20 protein-coding genes are annotated in these 22,316 nt (G+C 50.9%); 19 read left to right on the plus strand and 1 reads right to left on the minus strand.

Going from position 1 to position 22,316, the window contains the following annotated elements; translation table 11 throughout:
* The 17 genes from HMPREF2572_RS11305 to ftsZ form a co-directional block, all read left to right on the plus strand.
* Window positions 1–1,177: SEL1-like repeat protein (locus HMPREF2572_RS11305; RefSeq protein ID WP_349267163.1), on the plus strand; the 1,177-nt coding region annotated here is incomplete at its 5' end.
* Window positions 1,178–1,247: 70 nt separating this feature from the next.
* Window positions 1,248–2,279 (plus strand): tetratricopeptide repeat protein, encoded by a 1,032-nt coding sequence (locus HMPREF2572_RS11310; protein WP_070498736.1) that lies wholly within the window; start codon window positions 1,248–1,250, stop codon window positions 2,277–2,279.
* 70 nt (window positions 2,280–2,349) lie between these two features.
* Entirely contained in the window at window positions 2,350–3,168 is an 819-nt protein-coding gene (locus HMPREF2572_RS11315; protein ID WP_070498738.1) for a tetratricopeptide repeat protein, read from the plus strand.
* 83 nt (window positions 3,169–3,251) lie between these two features.
* The gene (locus HMPREF2572_RS11320) at window positions 3,252–3,893 is read left to right on the plus strand and encodes a tetratricopeptide repeat protein (protein ID WP_070498740.1); all 642 of its coding nucleotides are present in this window, start codon (window positions 3,252–3,254) and stop codon (window positions 3,891–3,893) included.
* Window positions 3,890–5,227, plus strand: a complete 1,338-nt coding sequence (gene murD / locus HMPREF2572_RS11325) for a UDP-N-acetylmuramoyl-L-alanine--D-glutamate ligase (protein ID WP_070498742.1) — start codon at window positions 3,890–3,892, stop codon at window positions 5,225–5,227. Before HMPREF2572_RS11320 ends, murD begins: the two co-directional genes overlap by 4 nt.
* Before the next feature lie 13 nt (window positions 5,228–5,240).
* On the plus strand, window positions 5,241–5,825 hold the full coding sequence (locus HMPREF2572_RS11330) for a L,D-transpeptidase family protein (RefSeq protein WP_070498744.1): 585 nt from the start codon (window positions 5,241–5,243) through the stop codon (window positions 5,823–5,825).
* A gap of 203 nt (window positions 5,826–6,028) precedes the next feature.
* Window positions 6,029–7,525, plus strand: coding sequence for an amidase (locus tag HMPREF2572_RS11335; RefSeq protein WP_070498746.1), 1,497 nt, complete (start codon window positions 6,029–6,031; stop codon window positions 7,523–7,525).
* A 77-nt stretch (window positions 7,526–7,602) separates the two neighbouring features.
* Complete coding sequence (locus HMPREF2572_RS11340) at window positions 7,603–8,337, plus strand: hypothetical protein (protein WP_070498747.1); 735 nt, start codon at window positions 7,603–7,605, stop codon at window positions 8,335–8,337.
* 281 nt (window positions 8,338–8,618) lie between these two features.
* Window positions 8,619–9,881 (plus strand): FtsW/RodA/SpoVE family cell cycle protein, encoded by a 1,263-nt coding sequence (locus HMPREF2572_RS11345; protein WP_070498748.1) that lies wholly within the window; start codon window positions 8,619–8,621, stop codon window positions 9,879–9,881.
* A gap of 3 nt (window positions 9,882–9,884) precedes the next feature.
* Window positions 9,885–10,952, plus strand: a complete 1,068-nt coding sequence (gene murG, locus HMPREF2572_RS11350) for an undecaprenyldiphospho-muramoylpentapeptide beta-N-acetylglucosaminyltransferase (RefSeq protein ID WP_070498749.1) — start codon at window positions 9,885–9,887, stop codon at window positions 10,950–10,952.
* Window positions 10,953–11,086: 134 nt separating this feature from the next.
* Window positions 11,087–11,914 (plus strand): class I SAM-dependent methyltransferase, encoded by an 828-nt coding sequence (locus HMPREF2572_RS11355; RefSeq protein ID WP_070498750.1) that lies wholly within the window; start codon window positions 11,087–11,089, stop codon window positions 11,912–11,914.
* A gap of 164 nt (window positions 11,915–12,078) precedes the next feature.
* The gene (locus HMPREF2572_RS11360) at window positions 12,079–12,789 is read left to right on the plus strand and encodes a DUF6348 family protein (protein ID WP_070498751.1); all 711 of its coding nucleotides are present in this window, start codon (window positions 12,079–12,081) and stop codon (window positions 12,787–12,789) included.
* 298 nt (window positions 12,790–13,087) lie between these two features.
* On the plus strand, window positions 13,088–14,497 hold the full coding sequence (murC, locus tag HMPREF2572_RS11365; RefSeq protein WP_070498752.1) for a UDP-N-acetylmuramate--L-alanine ligase: 1,410 nt from the start codon (window positions 13,088–13,090) through the stop codon (window positions 14,495–14,497).
* 149 nt (window positions 14,498–14,646) lie between these two features.
* Window positions 14,647–15,561: a D-alanine--D-alanine ligase gene (locus tag HMPREF2572_RS11370; protein ID WP_070498753.1), complete on the plus strand. Its 915-nt coding sequence runs from the start codon at window positions 14,647–14,649 to the stop codon at window positions 15,559–15,561.
* On the plus strand, window positions 15,551–16,276 hold the full coding sequence (locus HMPREF2572_RS11375; RefSeq protein ID WP_070498754.1) for a cell division protein FtsQ/DivIB: 726 nt from the start codon (window positions 15,551–15,553) through the stop codon (window positions 16,274–16,276). Before HMPREF2572_RS11370 ends, HMPREF2572_RS11375 begins: the two co-directional genes overlap by 11 nt.
* An 83-nt stretch (window positions 16,277–16,359) precedes the next feature.
* Window positions 16,360–17,604 (plus strand): cell division protein FtsA, encoded by a 1,245-nt coding sequence (gene ftsA, locus HMPREF2572_RS11380; protein ID WP_070498755.1) that lies wholly within the window; start codon window positions 16,360–16,362, stop codon window positions 17,602–17,604.
* A 223-nt stretch (window positions 17,605–17,827) separates the two neighbouring features.
* The gene (gene ftsZ / locus HMPREF2572_RS11385; RefSeq protein ID WP_070498756.1) at window positions 17,828–19,018 is read left to right on the plus strand and encodes a cell division protein FtsZ; all 1,191 of its coding nucleotides are present in this window, start codon (window positions 17,828–17,830) and stop codon (window positions 19,016–19,018) included.
* Window positions 19,019–19,363: 345 nt separating this feature from the next.
* Here the strand turns inward: ftsZ and ubiG are convergent, their stop codons facing one another.
* On the minus strand, window positions 19,364–20,083 hold the full coding sequence (gene ubiG, locus HMPREF2572_RS11390) for a bifunctional 2-polyprenyl-6-hydroxyphenol methylase/3-demethylubiquinol 3-O-methyltransferase UbiG (RefSeq protein ID WP_070498757.1): 720 nt from the start codon (window positions 20,081–20,083) through the stop codon (window positions 19,364–19,366).
* Window positions 20,084–20,143: 60 nt separating this feature from the next.
* Here ubiG and HMPREF2572_RS15235 point away from each other — a divergent pair, with 60 nt between their 5' ends.
* Both HMPREF2572_RS15235 and HMPREF2572_RS11395 read left to right on the plus strand, forming a co-directional pair.
* Window positions 20,144–20,269: a hypothetical protein gene (locus tag HMPREF2572_RS15235; RefSeq protein ID WP_003764615.1), complete on the plus strand. Its 126-nt coding sequence runs from the start codon at window positions 20,144–20,146 to the stop codon at window positions 20,267–20,269.
* A 216-nt stretch (window positions 20,270–20,485) separates the two neighbouring features.
* Window positions 20,486–21,415, plus strand: a complete 930-nt coding sequence (locus HMPREF2572_RS11395; RefSeq protein ID WP_070498758.1) for a hypothetical protein — start codon at window positions 20,486–20,488, stop codon at window positions 21,413–21,415.
* The last annotated feature ends 901 nt before the right edge of the window (window positions 21,416–22,316 follow it).

Genomic DNA, 22,316 nt, shown 5'->3' on the forward strand with positions numbered 1-22,316 from the left:
ACGCTGTACTAGTTTAAATTTAATCCACTATACATTAGGGAAGTTTGAAATGAATACATGGTTGAAAAAAATGATGGTTGCTTTGCTGGCTTTGGGTATAGGGCAGGCAGCTTGGGCGGATGATGTACCGAATTTAAAGAAAATAGTGCAAAGGGCGGAAGCGGGAGAGGCAGATGTTCAAGTTATTTTGGGTTCGATGTATTTGAGAGGGATAGGCGTTCGTCAGAGTGATCAAGAGGCGGTGCGATGGTATCGCAAAGCGGCAGAACAGGGACAAGCAGAAGCACAATATAATTTGTGTATGATGTATTACGTAGGACAAGGTGTTAATCAAGACCATGAACAGGCGATGGAATGGTGTCGCTCTTCGGCAGATAAAGGGTATCTCTCAGCCCAAAATAATCTGGGCATGATGTATAGGGTTCTTGAAAACCATGTAGAGGCAATGAAGTGGTTTCAGAAAGCGGCAGAGAAGGGGAGTGTAAATGCCCAAAAAAATTTAGGGTCGATGTATGAGCAAGGGCAAGGTGTCCGTCAAAACTATGAAGAGGCGGCGCGCTGGTATCGCAAGGCAGCAGAGCAGGGAGATGCAGCTGCCCAATTTATTTTAGGTGTGATGTATGCCAATGGACGGGGCGTCCGTCAAAACTATGAAGAGGCGGCGCAATGGTATCGCAAGGCAGCGGAACAGGGCGATGTAGACGCTCAAAATAATTTGGGCGCGTTGTATGACGAAGGACAGGGCGTTCGCCAAGACTCTGCAGAGGCAGTGCGGTGGTATCGCAAGGCAGCAGAACAAGGGTATGTAGTTGCCCAAAATAATTTGGGTGTGGCATATAGTGAAGGGCAAGGTGTTCGCCAAGACTATGCCGAGGCGTTGCGGTGGTATCGTAAGGCAGCAGAAGACGGGTTCTCGCCAGCCCAACATAATTTAGGTGAGATGTATTATGAAGGAAAAGGCGTACACCAAAACTATACAGAGGCGTTGCAATGGTATCTCAAGGCAGCAGAAGGCGGGTTCTCACCGGCTCAAAATAGGTTGGGTGAGATGTATGAAGAAGGGCAAGGCGTCCCCAAAAATCGAAAAGTTGCCAAAGAATGGCACAAGAAGGCTTGTGATAATGGATTTCAAGATGGTTGCGATGCTTACCGAAAGTTGAATAACGAAGGGCATTAAACCTTTCCCAAAGGTCGTCTGAAACACATAGACAAACCAAGAAATACTCTGAATAAAATAGGATTTTGAGATGAAAACGTTATTGAAAAAAATGATGGTTGCTTTGCTGGCTTTGGGGATAGGGCAAGCAGCTTTGGCGGATGATGTGCCGAATTTAAAGCAAATAGTGCAAAAAGCGGAAGCGGGTGAGGAAGATGCTCAAGTTGCTTTGGGTTCGATGTATTTTAAAGGGGTAGGCGTTCGTCAGAGTGATCAAGAGGCAGTGCGATGGTATCGTAAGGCAGCAGAACAGGGACAGGCAGAAGCCCAATATAATTTGGCTGTAATGTATACCGAAGGACGAGGCGTTCGCCAAGACTATGTAGAGGCGGTACGATGGTATCGGAAGGCCGCCGATCAAGGGTATGCGGAAGCCCAAAATAATTTAGGTGCGATGTACAAGGACGGGAAAGGTATACGTCAAGATGACAATCAGGCTGTGCAGTGGTTTCGTAAAGCGGTAGAACAAGGGGTTGATGCAGCCCAATATAATTTGGGCTTGATGTATTACGAAGGACGAGGTGTACGTCAAGACTATAAACAGGCAGTACAGTGGTATCGTAAAGCAGCGGAGCAGGGATATAAGGATGCGCAAAATGATTTGGGCGTAATGTACAAGGATGGGAAAGGTGTACGTAAAGATTACGTTCAGGCGGTGAAGTGGTATCGTAAAGCAGCAGAGCAGGGGAATGCAGAAGCCCAATATAATTTGGGTGTGATGTATATCGAAGGGCAAGGTGTTCGGCAAGATGACGCTCAGGCGGTACAGTGGTTTCGCAGAGCGGTAGAACAAGGTGATGCAAATGCTCAATATAATTTGGGTGTGATGTATGCCAAAGGACGAGGCGTCCGCCAAGATTATGTTCAAACATTGCAGTTATGGCATAAAGCTGCACGGCACGGAGTTGCCGAGGCACAAAGTGGTCTAGGTTGGATGTATTACACGGGTAGAGGCGTTCGCCAAAATTCGGTAATAGCCAAAGAATGGTACAAGAAGGCCTGTGATAATGGATTACAAGATGGTTGCAATGACTACCGACAGTTGAATAACGAAGGACATTAAACCTTTCTCAAAGGTCGTCTGAAACACATAGATAAACCCAAAAACATTTTGAACAAAACAGGATTTTAAGATGAACACCTTATTGAAAAAAATGATGGTCGCCTTGCTGGCTTTGGGCATAGGGCAGGCAGCTTGGGCGGATGATGCGCTGAATGTAGGAGAGGTGGCGCAAAAGGAAATGCTGCAACTGGCGGAAGCTGGCGATGCGGAGCTTCAATTTTCTTTAGGTGTGATGTATGAACATGGGGAAGGTGTTCGTCAAGACTATGTAGAGGCGGTGCGCTGGTATCGCAAGGCAGCGGAACAGGGAGATGCAGAAGCCCAATATAATCTAGGCGTGATGTATGAACAAGGAAAAGGTGTTCGCCAAGACTATGTAGAGGCTGTGCGATGGTATCGCAAGGCAGCAGAGCAAGGGGATTCGGATGCCCAATATAATTTGGGAGGAATGTATTATGGAGGGAAAGGAGTGCGTCAAGACTATGCAAAGGCGATGCAGTGGTATCGCAAGGCTGCTGAACAGGGAGATACATATGCTCAAATTAGTTTGGGTTTGATGTACGAAAAAGGGCAAGGTGTTCGTCAAAACTATAAAGAGGCAATAAACTTGTACCGCAAGGCAGCAGAACAGGGGGAGTCAATTGCCCAACATAATTTGGGTGTGATGTACAAAAAAGGGCAAGGCGTGCGCCAAGACTATGCAAAGGCAGTGCGATGGTATCGCAAGGCAGCAGAACAGGGACAGGCAGAATCTCAATATAATTTAGGTTTGATGTATGAAGAAGGGCAAGGTGTCCCCAAAAATCGAAAAGTTGCCAAAGAGTGGTACAAGAAGGCTTGTGATAATGGACTACAACAAAGTTGTGATGCTTACCGTACATTGGATTAAGTAGGATAATGAAGCCTTTTCCCAAGGTCGTCTGAAATACATATACAAACCCAAAAACCTTCTGAATAAAACAGGATTTTGAGATGAACACCTTATTGAAAAACATGATACTTGCCTTGCTGTCTTTGGGCATAGGGCAGGCAGCTTGGGCGGATGATGTGCCGAATTTAAAGGAAATAATGCTAAAGGCGGAATCGGGAGATGCTGAGGCTCAATTTTTTTTAGGTGCGATGTATGATATAGGGCAAGGCGTTCGTCAAGATTATGTTCAAGCAAGAAAATGGTATCGCAAGGCCGCGGCGCAAGGAAATTCAAATGCTCAAAATAATTTGGGTATGATCTATGCTCAAGGATATGGTGTCCGTCGAGATTACGCTCAGGCAGTTAAGTTTTATCACAAGTCGGCAGTGCAGGGGAATGTAAGTGGTCAACATAATTTGGGTATGATGTATGCTCGAGGAACTGGTGTCCGCCAAGATGACGTTCAGGCTGTACGATGGTATCGTAAAGCTGCGGAACAGGGATCTTCACTTGCACAATATAATCTGGGGGAGATGTATTTCGAGGGGCGAGGTGTTAGACGAAGTTTTGCTGATGCCCAAAAATGGTACAGCAAAGCTTGCGATAACGGAAGCTCAAGGGGGTGCGAAAAAAATCTTCGACTGATACCGGAGTATTTAATCCTGATCACGTCGCCTGAAACTTCAAGGACAAAACCAAAATGACTTTCCAAAACAAAAAAATCCTCGTCGCCGGACTCGGCGCTACGGGTATTTCCATGATTGCCTACCTGCGCAAAAACGGCGCGGAGGTTGCCGCTTATGATGCGGAGCTGAAACCGGAGCGCGTGTCGCAAATCGGTAAGATGTTTGACGGGCTGGTGTTTTACACGGGTCGTCTGAAAGATGCGCTGGACAACGGTTTCGATATTTTGGCGCTTAGTCCCGGCATCAGCGAGCGGCAGCCGGATATCGAGGCGTTCAAGCAAAACGGCGGGCGCGTGTTGGGCGACATCGAATTGCTGGCGGACATTGTGAACCGCCGCGGTGACAAGGTGATTGCGATTACCGGCAGCAACGGCAAAACCACGGTAACGAGCCTCGTAGGCTATCTCTGCATCAAGTGCGGGCTGGATACCGTTATCGCGGGCAATATCGGCACGCCGGTTTTGGAGGCGGAATTGCAGCGCGAAGGCAAAAAGGCGGACGTGTGGGTGTTGGAGCTTTCCAGTTTCCAACTGGAAAACACCGAAAGCTTGCGCCCAACCGCGGCGACGGTGCTGAACATTTCCGAAGACCATCTCGACCGCTACGACGATTTGCTCGACTATGCGCATACCAAAGCCAAGATTTTCCGTGGCGATGGCGTGCAGGTTTTAAATTCAGACAACGTGTTCTGCCGCGCCATGAAGCGCGCCGGGCGCGAGGTGAAATGGTTTTCGTTGGAACACGAAGCCGATTTTTGGTTGGAACGCGAAACGGGTCGTCTGAAACAAGGTAATGAAGATTTGATTGCCACGAAAGACATCCCGCTGCAAGGCTTGCACAACGCCGCCAACGTCATGGCTGCCGTCGCCTTGTGCGAAGCTGTCGGTTTGCCGCGTGAAGCATTGCTCGAACACGTCAAAACCTTCCAAGGCCTGCCGCACCGCGTGGAAAAAATCGGCGAGAAAAACGGCGTGGTGTTCATCGACGACAGCAAAGGCACAAACGTCGGCGCGACCGCCGCCGCGATTGCCGGTTTGCAAAATCCGCTCTTCGTGATTTTGGGCGGCATGGGCAAAGGGCAGGACTTCACGCCCCTGCGCGATGCGCTTGCCGGTAAGGCGAAAGGCGTGTTCCTGATCGGCGTCGATGCGCCGCAAATTCGCCGCGATTTGGACGGCTGCGGTCTGAATATGACCGACTGCGCCACTTTGGAAGAAGCGGTTCAGACGGCATACGCCCAAGCCGAAGCAGGCGATATCGTGCTGCTCAGCCCCGCCTGCGCGAGCTTCGATATGTTTAAAGGCTATGCGCACCGTTCGGAAGTGTTTATCGAGGCGTTTAAGGCTTTGTGAGGTCGTCTGAAACATGAAAAGAGGGTTGAAAATCAGTTTGGCGGCGGTTTTGCTTTTGGCAGTCGTTGCCGGAGTGGTTTGGTATTCCACGCCCATCCGTTCCGAGCAGACCGTTGCGACATCAGGCGAGTCGACCGTTGCCGCGCCAAGCGAAACGCCGCTTCCCGAAAATGCCGTTATCGACAGATTGGTCGTGCATAAAAGCAAGCGCACCATGTCGGCGTACTCGAAAGGCAAGCTACTGAAAACCTATCCCATTGCGCTGGGCAAGCAGCCCGTCGGGCATAAACACTTTGAAGGCGACGGCAAAACGCCCGAAGGGAAATACCGCATCAACGATCGCAATCCCAACAGCGCATACCATAAAAATCTCGGCGTTTCTTACCCTAACGAGGCCGACAAAGCCTACGCGGCGGCACAAGGCAAAAGCCCGGGCGGGCTGATTAAAATCCACGGCATCAAAAACGGCTGGGGTTCTATCGGCAAAAGGCATCTGCAAAGAGACTGGACCGACGGCTGCATCGCGGTAACGGACGAGGAAATCGACGAACTCTACCGCAGCGTGAAACACAACGCGGAAATTGAGATTTTGCCGTAAGCCTTGTGCGCCATCGCCTCAAAGGTCGTCTGAAAACGTCAAGGCGGTTTCAGACGACCTTTTTACAGCAGCGGCAAACTTGTTCCTTTCCTTTATCCGGTGTGACTGTTTCTTAAAATTTGTCTATGCGGGCAAACGGCGAGGCGGCGGGCAGTCATGCCTGACCGACAAAACGTGTGTTGATCAATCCGAAAGGAAAACCCATGAATTTTCAAGACTACATCCGTTACGATGCCGTCGGTTTGGCAGAACTGATCCGCAAAAAAGAAGTCTCCGCCGATGAAGTGTTGCAGGCTGCTTTAAGCCGCTTGGACGAAGTCAATCCCAAGCTCAATCTGTTGGCGCACGATTTGCGCGAACGCGCGGCGGCGTGGCAGGGGTCGTCTGAAAATGCCGATGCGCCGCTGGCGGGCGTACCGTTTTTGCTCAAAGACCTGCTGGCGGATTGGGAAGGCGCGCCGACATGGTCGGGTTCGCGCATGATGCAGCATTACATTGCCAAGCAAAACAGCGATTTGACCCAAGCCTATCTTGATGCGGGACTGCGTGTGTTCGGCAAAACCACCACGCCCGAATGGGGCGCGTATGCCGTTACCGAAACCGAAATTTACGGCATCACGCGCAATCCGTGGCATTTGGACTATACCGCGGGCGGCAGTAGCGGAGGCGCAGCGGTAGCAGTGGCTTCGGGCGTCGTACCCGCAGCACACGGCAGCGACGGCGGCGGTTCCATCCGCTTACCCGCGCACAACTGCGGCGTGTTCGGGCTGAAACCCACGCGCGGCCGCAGCAGTTACGCGCCGAACGCATCGGAGGCATGGCAAGGTTTGGTATGTGACCATGTCTTGACCCGCAGCGTGCGCGACAGCGCGGTTTTGCTGGACATCGCCGCCCAAACTCAAGCCCGCGCCCTGTATGCCTGCCCGCCGCCGCCCGAAAACGGTTTTGCAGACAGCCTGAAACTAGAAACAGGTCGTCTGAAAATCGCTTTTTGGAAGCAGACATGGTTCGGCGGCGGCAACGACGAAGGCACGGAAGCCGCGTTCGCCCATAGTTTGAAACTGATGCAAAACGCGGGACACGAATTGGAAGAAGCCACGCCCGATTTCGCACCGCCCGAACAACTCAACCGCGCCGCCCGCGTCATCGTCATGGGCGAAACGGCAAAACTGTTCTACCAATATCAATACGAAACCGGACAAAAACTGCCGCACCGCCTGCTTGAGCCGACAACGTGGGCAATGATTGTGCAGGGGCGGCAAATCAGCGCGGGCGAAATGGCTTGGGCGCGCGACGTGATGCTGGCGCAGGAGCGTGCCGCCAAAGCATTTTTCACGCGCTACGACGTGTTGATGACGCCCGTCTGCCCGCGCACCACGCCGAAAATCGGCGAGATGATGCCGCCGCCCGCCGCGCAAAAAGCCATGCGCCTGCTGTGCGGCACGCTGCGCTTGGGTTTCCTGTTGAAAAACAACCCGTTTTTGGAAAAAGAAGCCGCCGCCGCGCTGCAATACGTCGGCTATACGTCGCCACTGAACATGAGCGGCAACCCCGCCATGAGCGTGCCGCTTTACCGGCATCACGGTCTGCCCGTCGGTACCCAGTTCGCCGCCGCACACGGACGCGAAGACACGCTGCTCCGCCTCGCCGCGCAGTTGGAACAGATACAGCCGTGGGCGGAAATACCGCAGTTGGTTTAGGGTTTGCATTGGATAAGAAGCGGTCTGCGCTGACAAAACGGATTGCATCCTCTATCACAAACTGAAGGAATTTTGCCTTGTCTTTCTACCAACGCTATCTGAACGGCGAATACAGCCAAGTTTATGCCGACATCGCCCGACTGCGGCAAAAAGCCTTTCAACCCGAAGCAGCAGCGGAAATCGACCGCTTGCTTACCGAAACCTTTCGGCGTGTGCTGCACAACGCGAATATCGTTGCAGAGACCTTGCCGCAGTTCGGCTATCGGTTCAACCGATGGCGCGATAACGTGATTACGCCGCCCCTGCCCGATGCGGACGAACATATCCGCCGCCTTGTCCAAGCTGTGCAGCCTGTCGGTTTCATTCCCCTTTCGCTGCAATACTTCTACCGGATTGTCGGCGAAATCAACTTTATCTGGGACTATGACGAATATCCTGAAATTGTGTGGGAATATGCCGACCCTTTGTGTGTGTACGGCATAGATTTTGTTTTGGAAGAGATGGAAAACGAAGACAACGAGTGGCTGGAATGTACTCGAGAATTGCTTGCGGAAAACCCAAAATGCCCGATTGGTTTGCCATTTTCGCCCGATGATTACCACAAAGACAATGTAAGCGGCGGCAATGCTTATGAAATCGCATTAAGCACCAAGCCAAGCGTGGATGGTAAAGTGCTGTACGCCCCGCAAAATACACAATTTATCGCGTATCTGCGCCACATTTTTGCCAACGGCGGCTTTGGCGGCGAAGTGGATGCGCCCGAATTCCAAGACTATCTGCAAACTGTATTGCCCAAATTGCTACCGTTTTAAAGGCAGCCCATAAGGTCGTCTGAAAACATCAAAACGTTTCAGACGACCTTTTTTGCGTGTGTGATGGGTAGGGGAGGGCGCAAAGAACGCTGGAATCCGATTGTCTTTAAAGAATCTGAATTGTTGCTTTGGCAAGAAACCTTTAGAATGACGTTTTTCTGATTCACGATATTTTTTCAGACGACCTTCGATGTCCCGATTAGGCGGAGGGTCGTCTGAAACGCTTTGTTCTGGTTGTTTCGGGGCGGATTTTTCCGTCTGCCCCCATACGGATGTTTTTCATGATTAGTCTTTCCAAACTTCTCGACCGCCCGATTTCTTTGGACGGTCGGAAATTCGATGTGTCACTGTTGTGGATGGTCGTTTTGATGACCGCCTTCAGTTTGGTGATGATTTATTCTGCGTCGATTGCTTATGCTGCGTCCGAAGGCGGCAATCAGTTTTCTTTTGTCAGCAAGCAGGCGATGTTTGTCGGGGCGAGCGTATTGGGCTGCCTCGGGCTGTCGCTGTTGAGCATGAGCTTTTGGCGGAAAATCATTCCGTTTTATTTTGCTTTTTCCGCGATTTTGCTGGTGGTCGTGTTGTTTGTCGGCCGTGAAATCAACGGGGCGACGCGTTGGATACATATCGGACCGCTCAATCTTCAGCCGACCGAGTTGTTCAAGCTGGCGACGGTTCTGTATTTGTCCAGCCTGTTCACGCGGCGTGAGGAAGTTTTGCGCAGTATGGACTCTTTGGGTTTGAAGCCGCTGTTTGTCGGTTTGTTCAATGCTTTTATGTGCCCGTTCAGCAAGGAAGCGCGTCAGAAAACTTGGCAGAAGCTGAAGAAGTTTAAAAATATCCTGCTGCCTATCGTGATGATTGCGCTGGGTTTGGTTTTTGTGATGGCGCAACCTGACTTCGGCTCGTTTGTCGTGATTGTGTCGATTACGATGGGTATGCTGTTTTTGGTGGGTTTCCCGTGGAAATATTTTGCCGTCTTGGTACTGAGTGTGCTGGGGGGAATGGGCGTAATGATTTTGGCGGCACCCTACCGTATGGCGCGCGTGTCGGCATTCTTGGACCCTTGGGGCGACCCTTTGGGCAAAGGTTATCAGTTGACGCATTCGTTGATGGCGATTGCGCGCGGCGAATGGTTCGGTCAGGGCTTGGGCGCGAGTTTGGAAAAACGCTTCTACCTGCCCGAGGCGCATACCGACTTTATCTTTGCCGTCATCGGCGAGGAATTCGGGTTTGTGGGGATGTGTATTTTGGTGTTCTGCTACGGCTGGCTGGTGATGCGCGCATTCTCCATCGGCAAGCAGGCGCGTGATTCCGGACTGACGTTCAGCGCGTATGTCGCCAACGGCATCGGTATTTGGATAGGGATTCAAAGTTTCTTCAATATCGGCGTCAACATCGGTATCCTGCCCACCAAAGGCCTGACTTTGCCGTTGATGTCTTACGGCGGTTCGGCGGTTGCCGTTATGCTGGTGTGCGTTACCTTATTGTTGCGCGTCGATTATGAAAACCGCAAAAAAATGCGCGGTTACCAAGTGGAGTAAATCATGGGCGGTAAAACTTTCATGCTGATGGCGGGCGGTACCGGCGGCCATATTTTCCCTGCGCTGGCGGTGGCGGATTCATTGCGCGCGCGCGGCCATCATGTGATTTGGCTGGGCAGCGAAGGCTCGATGGAGGAGCGCATCGTACCGCAATACGACATCCTGCTCGAAACGCTGGCGATTAAAGGCGTGCGCGGCAACGGCATCAAACGCAAGCTGATGCTGCCGTTTACTTTGTATAAAACCGTCCGCGAAGCGCAGCGGATTATCCGGAAACACCGCGTCGAGTGCGTCATCGGTTTCGGCGGCTTCGTTACCTTTCCCGGCGGCTTGGCGGCGAAACTGTGCGGCGTGCCGATTGTGATTCACGAGCAAAACGCCGTGGCAGGTTTGTCCAACCGCCAACTGTCGCGCTGGGCGAAGCGGGTGTTGTACGCTTTTCCGAAAGCGTTCAGCCACGAAGGCGGCCTGGTCGGCAACCCCGTCCGCGCCGATATTGCCAATCTGCCTGCGCCTGCCGAACGCTTCCAAGGGCGTGAAGGTCGTCTGAAAATCTTGGTGGTCGGCGGCAGTTTGGGCGCGGATGTTTTGAATAAAACCGTTCCACAGGCATTGGTTTTGCTGCCTGACGATGCGCGTCCGCAGATGTACCACCAATCCGGTCGGGGCAAGCTGGGCAGCTTGCAGGCGGATTACGATGCGTTGGGCGTGAAAGCCGAATGCGTAGAATTTATTACCGACATGGTGTCCGCCTACCGCGATGCCGATTTGGTGATTTGCCGTGCCGGCGCGCTGACGATTGCCGAGTTGACGGCGGCGGGGCTGGGCGCGCTGTTGGTGCCGTATCCTTACGCCGTCGATGACCATCAAACCGCCAATGCGCGTTTTATGGTGCAGGCGGAGGCAGGGCTGCTGTTGCCGCAAGCCCAGTTGACAGCGGAAAAACTTGCTGAAATCCTCGGCGGCTTAAACCGTGAAAAATGCCTCAAATGGGCAGAAAACGCCCGCACGCTGGCATTGCCGCACAGCGCGGACGATGTGGCGGAAGCCGCCATCGCGTGTACGGCATGATGACATGATGTGATGAATGAAACAGAGGTCGTCTGAAAACACAAAAACAGGTTTCAGACGACCTTTTTGCAACTTGGCAGCCGTATTGTGCGGGAGTATGATGTAAATAGGAATTTCTCTCATTGGAGGTTGCCATGTCTGCAAAAATCTCTCCCGAAACCGTTTCCGCACTGTCTAGTACCATGCTGATTCCCCTGTGGGCAAAGGCCGTAGAGCAGGGTAGGGCGCAGCCGCTTTTGCGTGATGACGAAGCCGTGCGGATGTTGGACAAGATTGACTACGACTTCGGCAAGTTTGCCAAAGTCAAAGCATCGCAGGTCGGCTGTTGCGGGCGGGCGAAGCTGTTGGACGATATGACCCGGCACTTTATCGCCGAACATCCCGATGCCGTCGTGGTACAAATCGGCGCGGGGCTGGATGCGCGTTACGAACGCTTGGGCAAGCCGCGCATTAATGCTTGGTATGATTTGGATTTGCCCGAAGTGATTGAAGTGCGGCGTATGCTGCTGCCCGAATCGGACAATCATTATCTGGGCGCGTCCATGTTCGACGAAGCGTGGATGAACACCGTCGCCGCGCACGGCAAACCTGTATTGCTCGTGATCGAAGGCGTGTTGATGTATTTTGAAGAAGCGCAAGTGCAGGATTTTTTCAAACAGGTTGCCCGCCGCCTGCCGCACGCCCAACTTGCTTTCGACACTATCCCCAAAGCCTACATCGGACAAAGCAAACACCACGATGCACTCGGTAGAATGGACAAACCGCCCGAATTCCGCTGGGCAATAAGCGGAACGGACGACATCCGACGGCTGATGCCGGGTGTGGAAATCATCGAAGAAGCGGGCTTGAGCAGCGTCTGCAAACCTCGTTATCCGTGGCTTTTGCGCCTTTTGTATGCGACTGCGTGGGGACGGCGCAAACTGGATATGCGCTTGATGAGGATACAGGTGCCGTCAAATTGATAAGCGCGAGGTCGTCTGAAACCGGTTTCAGACGACCTTCAGGCTTTGATGGTAAATTTATATCGTCATTCCTGCATAGGCGGGAGTGACGAAGCGAACTTGCATAACCTCATAATCATATAGAAAATTTCGATTTTGAATTTCCAACTTCCCGAGAAACCATCATGGAATCCCAGGAACTCGAAACACTAGACCTCAACGTAGCCCTTGCCGAAATCCTGCAAGCCCACGGCTATGCCTGCCAAATGCAGGGCGAAAAAATCTTGCCCAATTTCGCCGTACCCGTACAACTTGAAACTTGGGCGTTTCCGCGCGAACACGCCAACGGCGCAGTGATAAGCCGTTTCGATGTCGGCATTACCCTGCCCGACGGGCGCGAACTCTACGAATGCTGCGGCGATATTGGTGAGAATCTGGAAGAAGCCCTTTCACGCAACCTGCAAAGCTTCTGCACCAACAGCCTGCACGTTTTGCTGGATACATTTAATCCCAACGAAAACCATTGCCCGCACGAAATCTGGACAGCCCGCAACGGCAACCGTTTCCAAGCGATTTTGGGCGACTGGGTAACGAAAAATCTGGCAGAAGACGCCGACGGCGGTGATACGGAAACAATCGGCAACATCATCCCCGAAATACTGGAAAGCACACTGCAAACCATCATCTGCAATCAAAACCTCAAAGCACAATATCATTTAATCCGCTTCTTCTTCGCCCAATCCGACAATGTTACGATGAATGTGGAATTTATGGTTGACAACCAAGAAGATGCTGCTGAAGAAGAAAAACAGCTTGCCGGTCTCCCTTGGTTGCGCAGGGAAGCCTATTACAGCGTACGCCGTTGCATCATGCTCAAACCCTTGGATTCAGCATAAGACTACCGAAACCTTCAAAACCAACCCGTCTTCAAGATTTCAGGTCGTCTGAAAACGGTTTTCAGACGACCTTATCTTTTGTTTTTGCAGATGTTTTGTTGAGTAAGGTAGAGTTTGAAAAGGGACGAAAAAGCAAAGATTCGCCGCTGCAATCAGCCCCATTTTTACCCATATTGCAACCAATGTGAAATCCTGTATGCCAAAACATCTTTAATTTACAAGAAAACTATGGCGCAGAAGCGGATAGCCCTTTAAAATAACGCCTTTACGCATCGAAAATCCACCGGAACGCAACATCATGATGAAAAATCGAGTCACCAACATCCATTTTGTCGGTATCGGCGGCGTCGGCATGAGCGGTATCGCCGAAGTCTTACACAATTTGGGCTTTAAAGTTTCCGGTTCGGATCAGGCGCGAAATGCGGTTACCGAGCATTTGAGCAGCTTGGGTATTCAAGTTTATCCCGGCCATACCGCCGAACACGTCAACGGCGCGGATGTCGTCGTTACCTCTACCGCCGTCAAAAAAGACAATCCCGAAGTCGTCGCTGCGCTGGAGCAGCAAATCCCCGTCATTCCGCGCGCCCTGATGCTGGCGGAACTAATGCGCTTCCGTGACGGCATCGCCATTGCCGGTACGCACGGCAAAACCACGACCACCAGTCTGACCGCCTCTATCCTCGGCGCGGCAGGTCTAGACCCCACTTTCGTTATCGGCGGCAAACTCAATGCCGCAGGTACTAACGCCCGCTTGGGCAAAGGCGAATACATCGTCGCTGAAGCAGACGAATCCGATGCGTCCTTCCTGCATTTGACCCCGATTATGTCCGTCGTCACCAATATCGACGAAGACCACATGGATACCTACGGACACAGCGTCGAAAAACTGCATCAGGCGTTTGTCGACTTCATCCACCGTATGCCGTTCTACGGCAAAGCGTTTTTGTGTATCGACAGCGAACACGTCCGCGCGATTTTGCCCAAAGTGAGCAAACCTTACGCCACTTACGGCTTGGACGATACTGCTGATATTTACGCAACCGACATCGAAAACGTCGGCGCACAGATGAAATTTACCGTTCATGTTCAAATGAAAGGATCTGAACAAGCGCCGTTTGAAGTCGTGTTGAACATGCCCGGCAGACACAATGTTCTCAATGCCTTGGCAGCCATCGGTGTGGCGCTGGAAGTCGGTGCATCCGTCGAAGCGATTCAACGCGGCTTGCTCGGTTTCGAAGGCGTCGGTCGCCGCTTCCAAAAATACGGCGACATCAAGCTGCCCAACGGCGGAACCGCGCTGTTGGTGGACGATTACGGACACCATCCCGTCGAAATGGCGGCGACCCTATCCGCCGCACGTGGCGCGTATCCGGAAAAACGTTTGGTGCTTGCCTTCCAACCGCACCGATATACCCGCACACGCGATTTGTTTGAAGACTTCATCAAAGTCCTCAATACCGTTGACGCGCTGGTGTTGACCGAAGTTTATGCCGCCGGCGAAGAACCGATTGCCGCCGCCGACTCCCGCGCACTTGCCCGCGCCATCCGCGTATTGGGCAAACTTGAGCCGATTTACTGCGAAAACGTCGCCGACTTGCCCGAAATGCTGCTGAACGTTTTGCAGGACGGCGATGTTGTGTTGAACATGGGCGCAGGCAGTATCAACCGCGTTCCTGCCGCGATGCTGGAGTTGTCGAAAAAAGCCTGAGGCGGAAATTTTATCGTGATGCCGCGATAGCTGTCTGATGAAGCGATGTTCCATCGGGTGGGTAAGCAAGATTAAGGTCGTCTGAAAACCCGATTCGTTTTCAGACGACCTGTATCAAAAAATGAAGTAATCAAGAAAGAACAAAAACAATGCAGAATTTTGGCAAAGTAGCCGTATTGATGGGCGGCTTTTCCAGCGAACGCGAAATTTCGCTCGATAGCGGTGCCGCCATTTTGAATGCCTTAAAAAGCAAAGGCATAGATGCACATGCCTTCGATCCTAAAGAAACACCCTTGGCGGAATTGAAAACCCAAGGTTTCGAAACTGCCTTCAATATCCTCCACGGTACTTACGGCGAAGACGGTGCCGTTCAAGGCGCGTTGGAATTGTTGGGCATTCCTTATACCGGCAGCGGTGTTGCCGCTTCCGCCATCGGCATGGACAAATACCGCTGCAAGCTGATTTGGCAAGCCTTGGGGCTGCCTGTTCCCGAGTTCGCCGTTTTACATGAAGATTCCGATTTCGATGCCGTCGAGCAGCAACTCGGCTTGCCCATGTTCGTCAAACCGGCAGCCGAAGGCAGTAGCGTCGGCGTGGTAAAAGTGAAAGAAAAAGGTCGTCTGAAAAGCGTTTATGAAGAATTGAAACACCTTCAAGGCGAAATTATCGCCGAACGGTTCATCGGTGGTGGCGAATATTCCTGCCCCGTGTTGAACGGTAAAGGCTTGCCCAGCATACACATCATCCCCGCTACCGAGTTCTATGACTACGAAGCCAAATACAACCGCGACGACACTATTTATCAATGTCCGTCCGAAGACTTGAGCGAGGCTGAAGAAAACCTGATGCGCTCTCTGGCAGTCCGCGGGGCGCAGGCAATCGGGGCAGATGGGTGCGTGCGCGTCGATTTCCTCAAAGATACCGACGGCAAACTTTATCTCTTGGAAATCAACACATTGCCCGGTATGACGAGCCACAGTTTAGTACCGAAATCCGCTGCCCATACCGGCGTGGATTTTGCCGATTTATGCATTGAAATTTTGAAAACCGCACATGTGGGATGACGCAAGCGCACTGGGTCGGCTGACCCGCTGGCTATTGCTGCTGATGGCATTGCTGCTCATCGGCACCTGCATAGCCTGGCTATACAACTCCAATCATTTTCCCGTCAAACAAGTGTCCATACAGGGCAAGCTGACTTATTCGGATGGGAAAGAACTTCAGCGCGCTGCTCAACAGCACACGCGCAGCAATATTTTCCGTGCCGATTTGGACGGTATTCAGGCGGCCTTTCAAAAGCTGCCGTGGGTGGATTCCGCTATGGTGCGCCGCCGCTTCCCCGATACCGTCGAAATCCATTTGACCGAGCGCGTGCCTGTTGCCCATTGGCGCAGCGGCGGTTTGGTCGATACCAAAGGCAATGTGTTTGACGCCAAGCTCAAAGCCAAGTTGCCCGTTTTTGAAGGACAGCCGGGTACAGGCAAGGACATGGTCAAACACTACGAAGAATTTTCCGGCATCCTCCGCCGGCAAAATTTGGCGATTAAAGAACTGATTTATACGCCGCGCTCCGCTTGGTTGGTGGTCTTAGACAATGGGATTACCGTCAGACTGGGAAGGGAAAACGAAATCAAACGCTTACAGCTTTTCGCCGAAATTTGGCCAACGCTGTTGCGTAAAAATCAAAATCGGTTATCCTACGTTGATATGCGGTATAAAGACGGATTTTCCGTGCGTTACACATCAGAGACGTCGTCTGAAAATGTTTCAGACGACTAAAGCCAAACAAACAAACAACGTGAAGCAACTATTGCCAATACAGACAAATAGTTATAACTCCAGCGAAATAACGAGCAAATATAATGGAACAACAAGGTAAATATATCAGTGCCCTCGATATCGGCACATCCAAAGTCATCGCCCTGATTGGCGAAGTACAAGACGACAACGAAATCCATATTGTCGGACTCGGGCAGGCACCATCTCGCGGCCTTAAAGCAGGCATGGTAACCAATATCGACGCAACAGCCCAAGCCATTCAGCAGGCGGTCAATGAAGCAGAATTGATGGCGGACACCAAAATCAGCCACGTTACAACCGGTATCGCAGGCAACCATATCCGCAGCTTGAATTCGCAAGGGGTTGTCAAAATCAAAGACGGCGAAGTTTCGCAAGCCGACATCGATCGCGCCATCGAAACCGCCAAAGCCATCAACATCCCGCCGGATCACAATATCCTGCATACCGTGGTGCAAGAATACATCATCGACAACCAGCCCGGCGTCAAAGAGCCTATCGGTATGAGCGGCGTCCGTCTCGATACCCGCGTACATATCATTACCGGTGCCAATACCGCCCTGCAAAACATCCAAAAATGTATCCATCGTTGCGGTTTGCAAATGGACCAAATCATGCTTCAGCCTTTAGCGAGCGGTCAGGCCGTTTTGACTGAAGACGAAAAAGATTTGGGCGTATGCGTCATCGACATCGGCGGCGGTACGACCGATATTGCCGTTTATACCAACGGCGCCATCCGCCATACTGCCGTGATTCCCGTGGCGGGCGATTTGATTACCAAAGACTTGGCACAAGCACTGCGCACCCCGCACAGCGCTGCCGAATACATCAAAATCCACTACGGCGTCGCGATTCCCGATATGGAAGGCTTGGACGAAATGGTCGAAGTCCCCAGCGTCGGCGACCGCCAACCTCGTCAGATTTCACGCCGTGTTTTGGCAAGCGTCATCGGTCCGCGCGTTGAAGAAATTTTGGAGTTGACCCTTAACGAATTGCGCCGTTCCGGCTTCCCTGAAGAAGTCCTCACGTCAGGTATCGTCCTGACTGGTGGCGCATCCATGTTGACCGGTATCGTTGAACTTGCCGAAGAAGTGTTCGCCCTGCCTGCACGCATCGGCGTGCCCCAAGAAATGGGCGGCGTATCCGAGCGCATCCGCAATCCGCGTTACTCAACCGCCATCGGTCTTTTGCAAGCAGCAAGGGGAGAGGAAGATGGCGCGCCGGTGACTGGTGCGATTGTGGTCCAAGAGCAGGGTGAAAAAATCAGCCTGTGGGCAAGACTGATGAAATTCGTTAAAGACAATTTCTGATTGATGCCGTTATTTTGCTTACAGGGAAACGAGTTGCTGTCGGAATAGTTCCAATTGCGATAATTAAAAACTTGTGTTCTTTCGTTAAAAAATGTAGTAAAAAAATAACGGTAATGGTGAATGAATAAGAAGTATTTTGCCAGTGTCTGAATACTTCTTATATAATACGGATAATATCTAATTTTTGGACCGTCCTCGATGCAGGGCGCGCAGGAGTATTTTAATGGAATTTGTTTACGACGTAGCTGAATCAGCCGCAAGCCCTGCGGTCATCAAAGTAATCGGCTTGGGTGGCGGCGGTTGCAACGCTATTAACAACATGATTGCCAACACCATCCAAGGTGTTGAATTTATTAGTGCCAATACTGATGCCCAATCTTTGGGTAAAAATAATGCGGCAAAACGCATCCAGTTGGGTACCAACCTGACCCGTGGTTTGGGTGCGGGTGCCAATCCTGAAATCGGCCGTGCTGCGGCACAAGAAGATCGCGAAGCTATCGAAGATGCTATTCGCGGCGCGAATATGTTGTTCATCACCACCGGTATGGGTGGCGGTACTGGTACCGGTGCGGCTCCTGTGGTTGCCGAGATTGCCAAAGAAATGGGTATCCTGACCGTTGCAGTCGTTACCCGTCCGTTCGGCTACGAAGGCAAACGCGTACACATCGCCCAAGAAGGTTTGGAACAGCTCAAAGGTCAGGTCGATTCATTGATTATCATCCCGAACGACAAACTGATGACCGCATTGGGCGAAGACGTGACCATGCGTGAAGCGTTCCGTGCTGCGGACAACGTCCTGCGCGATGCGGTGGCCGGTATTTCCGAAGTGGTTACCCGTCCCGGTTTCATCAACCTTGACTTTGCCGACGTTAAAAACGTAATGGGCATCAAAGGTATCGCTATGATGGGTTCAGGTTTTGCACAAGGTATCGACCGCGCCCGTTTGGCAACCGAACAAGCGATTTCCAGCCCGCTGTTGGATAATGTAACTTTGGATGGCGCACGCGGCGTATTGGTGAACATCACTACCGCTCCGGATTGCCTGAAAATGTCCGAATATCGTGAAATCATGAAAGTGGTTAACGAAAATGCGCATCCTGAAGCAGAATGCAAATACGGTACTGCCGAAGACGACAATATGGGCGAAGACGCTATCCGCGTAACCATCATTGCGACCGGTTTGAAAGAAAACGGTAGCGAAAACCAAATGCGTGCGGCTGTCCGCGCACAAAAACTGGTTAGCGGAGTCGATGATTCCCATGTTCAACAACCGGGTAGTGTAGAAAGCCTGGTAAGAACCAACCGCGGTATTCGCTCCATGAATCTGACTGCGGCAGATTTCGGCAATCAATCTGTTTTAGATGATTTTGAAATTCCTGCGATTTTACGCCGTCAGCACAATCCTGATAAATAATCGATAAAAAGCCTGCTTTAAGCAGGCTTTTTTGTATCTGTATTTGTGCAATGTAGAGCGTAATTCTTTAAGGATTTAAAAGGGGCAGGGTGATGATATTCATTGGTATTGTCATGTGAATATAAATCTATCGATACGATTTGGGTTTTGTCAGGGAGATCCTGTTTTAAAGCTAAATTTCCGTTTGTTTGGAAACAGCGGTCTTTGTCTGCGGGAAGTTTGCTTCAAAAAATTGAATTAGAGAAGTGGGCAAGTTGCATTGGTGAGAAGTTAATAAGAGGTCGTCTGAAACGTTCTTAAACGTAAGTTTCAGACGACCTCTTCTCATGATTCGGATAGGCAGATTTAAACTGGACGGCAGGCAATCATATAATTCACTTCTGTCGAGTCGCATAAAGAATAGCGGCGGGTCAAAAGATTGTAGGTCATGCCTTTGGTGTCGATAACGTCCAAACCTGCCTGCCTGCACATCCGCGCCAGCTCGGCAGGCGTGATGAATTTCTGCCAATCGTGCGTCCCTTTGGGAACGAAGTTCAACACATATTCCGCGCCGATAATCAGATGAAGATAAGATTTAGGATTGCGGTTGATGGTGGAGAAAAACACCATGCCGTCGGGCTTTACCAGCTCCGAGCAGGCTTTGACGATGGCGGCGGGATCGGGAACGTGTTCCATCATTTCCATACAGGTTACAACATCGAAATTGTGCGGCTGTTCGGCAGCAAGGTCTTCGACGCGGATGCAGCGGTAATCGATATTGTCCACCCCTTCGGCAGCAGCATGGGCTTGGGCGGTTTGCAACGACTTTTCCGCCATATCGATGCCGGTAACGTGCGCCGCGCCGCGCTTTGCCATGCTTTCCGACAAAATCCCGCCGCCGCAGCCGACATCCAAAACACGCTTGCCCGCCAACTGCGCGAACGAGTCGATATAGCCCAAGCGCAGCGGATTGATGTCGTGCAAAGGTTTGAACTCGCCGTTTTTATCCCACCATTTATCCGCAATTTGGCTGAATTTAGCGATTTCGTCCGCATCGACGTTGTGTTGTCCGGCTGCTTCCATCATGATTTTCCTGATTTGGATTTCGGGTTGGAGAGGGTTTCGATTTTATAGCAAAGCAGCAGGATGGAACAGAGACAAACTGCCGCCAGCCGCCAAAAAGGTCGTCTGAAAACGCCGCTTACCCTTTTCAGACGACCTTTGACTTGTTTTTACCCCTTCCGCCTTGTTTGCCGCGACCTTTCCCATTAATTTATAGTGGATTAACTAAATCAGGACAAGGCGACGAAGCCGCAGACCAGATAGTACGGAACCATTCACTTGGGTGCTTCAGCACCTTAGAGAATCGTTCTCTTTGAGCTTAAGGCGAGGCAACGCCGTACTGGTTTAAAGTTAATCCACTATATATCGAGTCCTCCTCGCATTGCCAAAACAGCAAGCCCCGACCTTCACCAAAAAGAAAACCCAATGAAACCATTCATCCGCGCCGCATCCCTACTCTTCCTTGCCGCCGCCTCCGCGCTTGCATCCGGCAAAGACTTTATCATTTACGACCGCATGGACTACGTCGGCAAACCCGACCTGACCGCCGACAAACTGTCCAAAGTATTTCTGATTTACGAATCCGAGCTGGTCATGCCCGATCCTGCCGGTAAGCGCAAACACGGCGTATTGAACGAAAAGCGAATCCGCGAATTGGCGCGTCAGTCCTATCGTGAAGGCTACCGCACCATCTCCACTGACATCGAAACCTGGTTTGCCGAAAAAGACGGACAAATCCTCACACCTCAGGAACTTAAAACCGACTTTGCCCGTATGTACCAGATTTTCAAAGAAGAAAATCCCCGCGCCTACATCAGCAACTACGGCTTGCCCGATGAACACTTACACGCCATCCGCTACTACCAAACTCAGGCGGACAACGAAGCAGTATTGGCAAAATGGCGGCAGTTCAGCAAACGTCGTCAAATGAGCGCAGCCATCAGCGACTACGCCAATCCTGTGTTCTACATCACCACGCCCGATTTGGCACAATGGGAAAAAGACGTCCAAACCACCGTCGCCGAGATTAGAAAACGTTATCCCGACAAAAAAATCATCGGCTATCTCTGGCCGCAATATTATTCCGCAAGCAACAGCCCGTATTTCAAACAATTTATCGATGCCGGACGCTGGCAGAAAATGCTCGAAATCTGCAGCAAATATATGGACGGCGTGATTATCTGGTCGGACAAGCGCGATGAAAACCATCAAATCGTCCGCTGGAACGATCCGCGCATACAGGCAATCATGCGCGCGACCAAATCCTTTATCGCGGCACACCCCAAAGACATCACCGTCGAAGCATTGCAGCCGCCGACATTATCCAAATCATTGAAAAACAGCAAATTGAAATAAATAGCGCATTTTCCGCCGCCAATTCAACAGCGGAAAAAATGACGGCGATTGGATAAATCCGCCAAGCAAAAAGGTCGTCTGAAACCCAAAATTTAGGTTTCAGACGACCTTTTGCCGTCATGGCAGCTTTGTTTCTTATCAAATCTGATCGGAAGCAGTTGCCGGTTGCAATACAGCAAGAATAAAGACAGCAGAGCCAATCTTCCCGCAAGCTCCCAGCAGGCGGGCATCCGCTTTCATCAAGCCTGTTCAACAGAAATCCGCAAGCCAAACCTTAGCTGAAGATTTCAGCTTGCGCAGGAATGGCAATCGTCAGCAAGCCTTGTTTATTCGAATCCACAATATTCCGCCATGCAGACGGACAGAAGCAGAAAGAGCGTATTGAGTACGCTCTTTTTTATATGGGTAACAAAGAGGGCGATGTCCATGATCTTGTTGCAGTTTATTTTCAGACGACCTGTTTAAAAATTTTCTTACAGCATTTTTTCGTTTTAGTATAAATGCTTTATGAAAGCCTATAAGCATAAATTAGGAAGTCATCTTTGGCATAGTAATTGCAGGTTAAAGGTCATAGTTCTATATTGTTTGGTAAATAAGTGTTAAGTTTAAAAGTAAGATTATGGCTTATCGGAGCTTTTTTGAAATAGACGGTAAGTTTAGTTAGTCTTAAACACTATTTCCAAGGATATAGATATGTTCTAAAAATTGTACCTAAGTGACAATTAACGTCAGCCTGATTGGTTTTCAATAATATATAAACAAAATAAACGAATGCCTGTCTCATAAAATCCGCTTGAGCCTGAAGAAGAAGATCCGGCGGCGGGGCAGCGCGGGGAGTACGTCTTGTTTTTACTGTATGTATTTGAATTCAATCTGATATTTTTTTAATAAATCCAACCAA

The organism is Neisseria sp. HMSC064E01 (assembly GCF_001808875.1).
GTDB classification, from domain to species: domain Bacteria; phylum Pseudomonadota; class Gammaproteobacteria; order Burkholderiales; family Neisseriaceae; genus Neisseria; species Neisseria sicca_A.

Bases quoted from the DNA above. Each gene is read 5' to 3' on its own strand.
- HMPREF2572_RS11360 (WP_070498751.1), top strand. From the start codon at position 12,079: ATGGAATCCCAGGAACTCGAAACACTAGACCTCAACGTAGCCCTTGCC.
- HMPREF2572_RS11335 (WP_070498746.1), top strand. From the start codon at position 6,029: ATGAATTTTCAAGACTACATCCGTTACGATGCCGTCGGTTTGGCAGAA.
- ubiG (WP_070498757.1), bottom strand. From the start codon at position 20,083: ATGATGGAAGCAGCCGGACAACACAACGTCGATGCGGACGAAATCGCT.
- HMPREF2572_RS11330 (WP_070498744.1), top strand. From the start codon at position 5,241: ATGAAAAGAGGGTTGAAAATCAGTTTGGCGGCGGTTTTGCTTTTGGCA.
- murG (WP_070498749.1), top strand. From the start codon at position 9,885: ATGGGCGGTAAAACTTTCATGCTGATGGCGGGCGGTACCGGCGGCCAT.
- murC (WP_070498752.1), top strand. From the start codon at position 13,088: ATGATGAAAAATCGAGTCACCAACATCCATTTTGTCGGTATCGGCGGC.
- murD (WP_070498742.1), top strand. From the start codon at position 3,890: ATGACTTTCCAAAACAAAAAAATCCTCGTCGCCGGACTCGGCGCTACG.
- HMPREF2572_RS11395 (WP_070498758.1), top strand. From the start codon at position 20,486: ATGAAACCATTCATCCGCGCCGCATCCCTACTCTTCCTTGCCGCCGCC.
- HMPREF2572_RS11375 (WP_070498754.1), top strand. From the start codon at position 15,551: ATGTGGGATGACGCAAGCGCACTGGGTCGGCTGACCCGCTGGCTATTG.
- HMPREF2572_RS11345 (WP_070498748.1), top strand. From the start codon at position 8,619: ATGATTAGTCTTTCCAAACTTCTCGACCGCCCGATTTCTTTGGACGGT.
- HMPREF2572_RS11320 (WP_070498740.1), top strand. From the start codon at position 3,252: ATGAACACCTTATTGAAAAACATGATACTTGCCTTGCTGTCTTTGGGC.
- ftsZ (WP_070498756.1), top strand. From the start codon at position 17,828: ATGGAATTTGTTTACGACGTAGCTGAATCAGCCGCAAGCCCTGCGGTC.
- ftsA (WP_070498755.1), top strand. From the start codon at position 16,360: ATGGAACAACAAGGTAAATATATCAGTGCCCTCGATATCGGCACATCC.
- HMPREF2572_RS11310 (WP_070498736.1), top strand. From the start codon at position 1,248: ATGAAAACGTTATTGAAAAAAATGATGGTTGCTTTGCTGGCTTTGGGG.
- HMPREF2572_RS11355 (WP_070498750.1), top strand. From the start codon at position 11,087: ATGTCTGCAAAAATCTCTCCCGAAACCGTTTCCGCACTGTCTAGTACC.
- HMPREF2572_RS11370 (WP_070498753.1), top strand. From the start codon at position 14,647: ATGCAGAATTTTGGCAAAGTAGCCGTATTGATGGGCGGCTTTTCCAGC.
- HMPREF2572_RS11315 (WP_070498738.1), top strand. From the start codon at position 2,350: ATGAACACCTTATTGAAAAAAATGATGGTCGCCTTGCTGGCTTTGGGC.
- HMPREF2572_RS15235 (WP_003764615.1), top strand. From the start codon at position 20,144: ATGGAACAGAGACAAACTGCCGCCAGCCGCCAAAAAGGTCGTCTGAAA.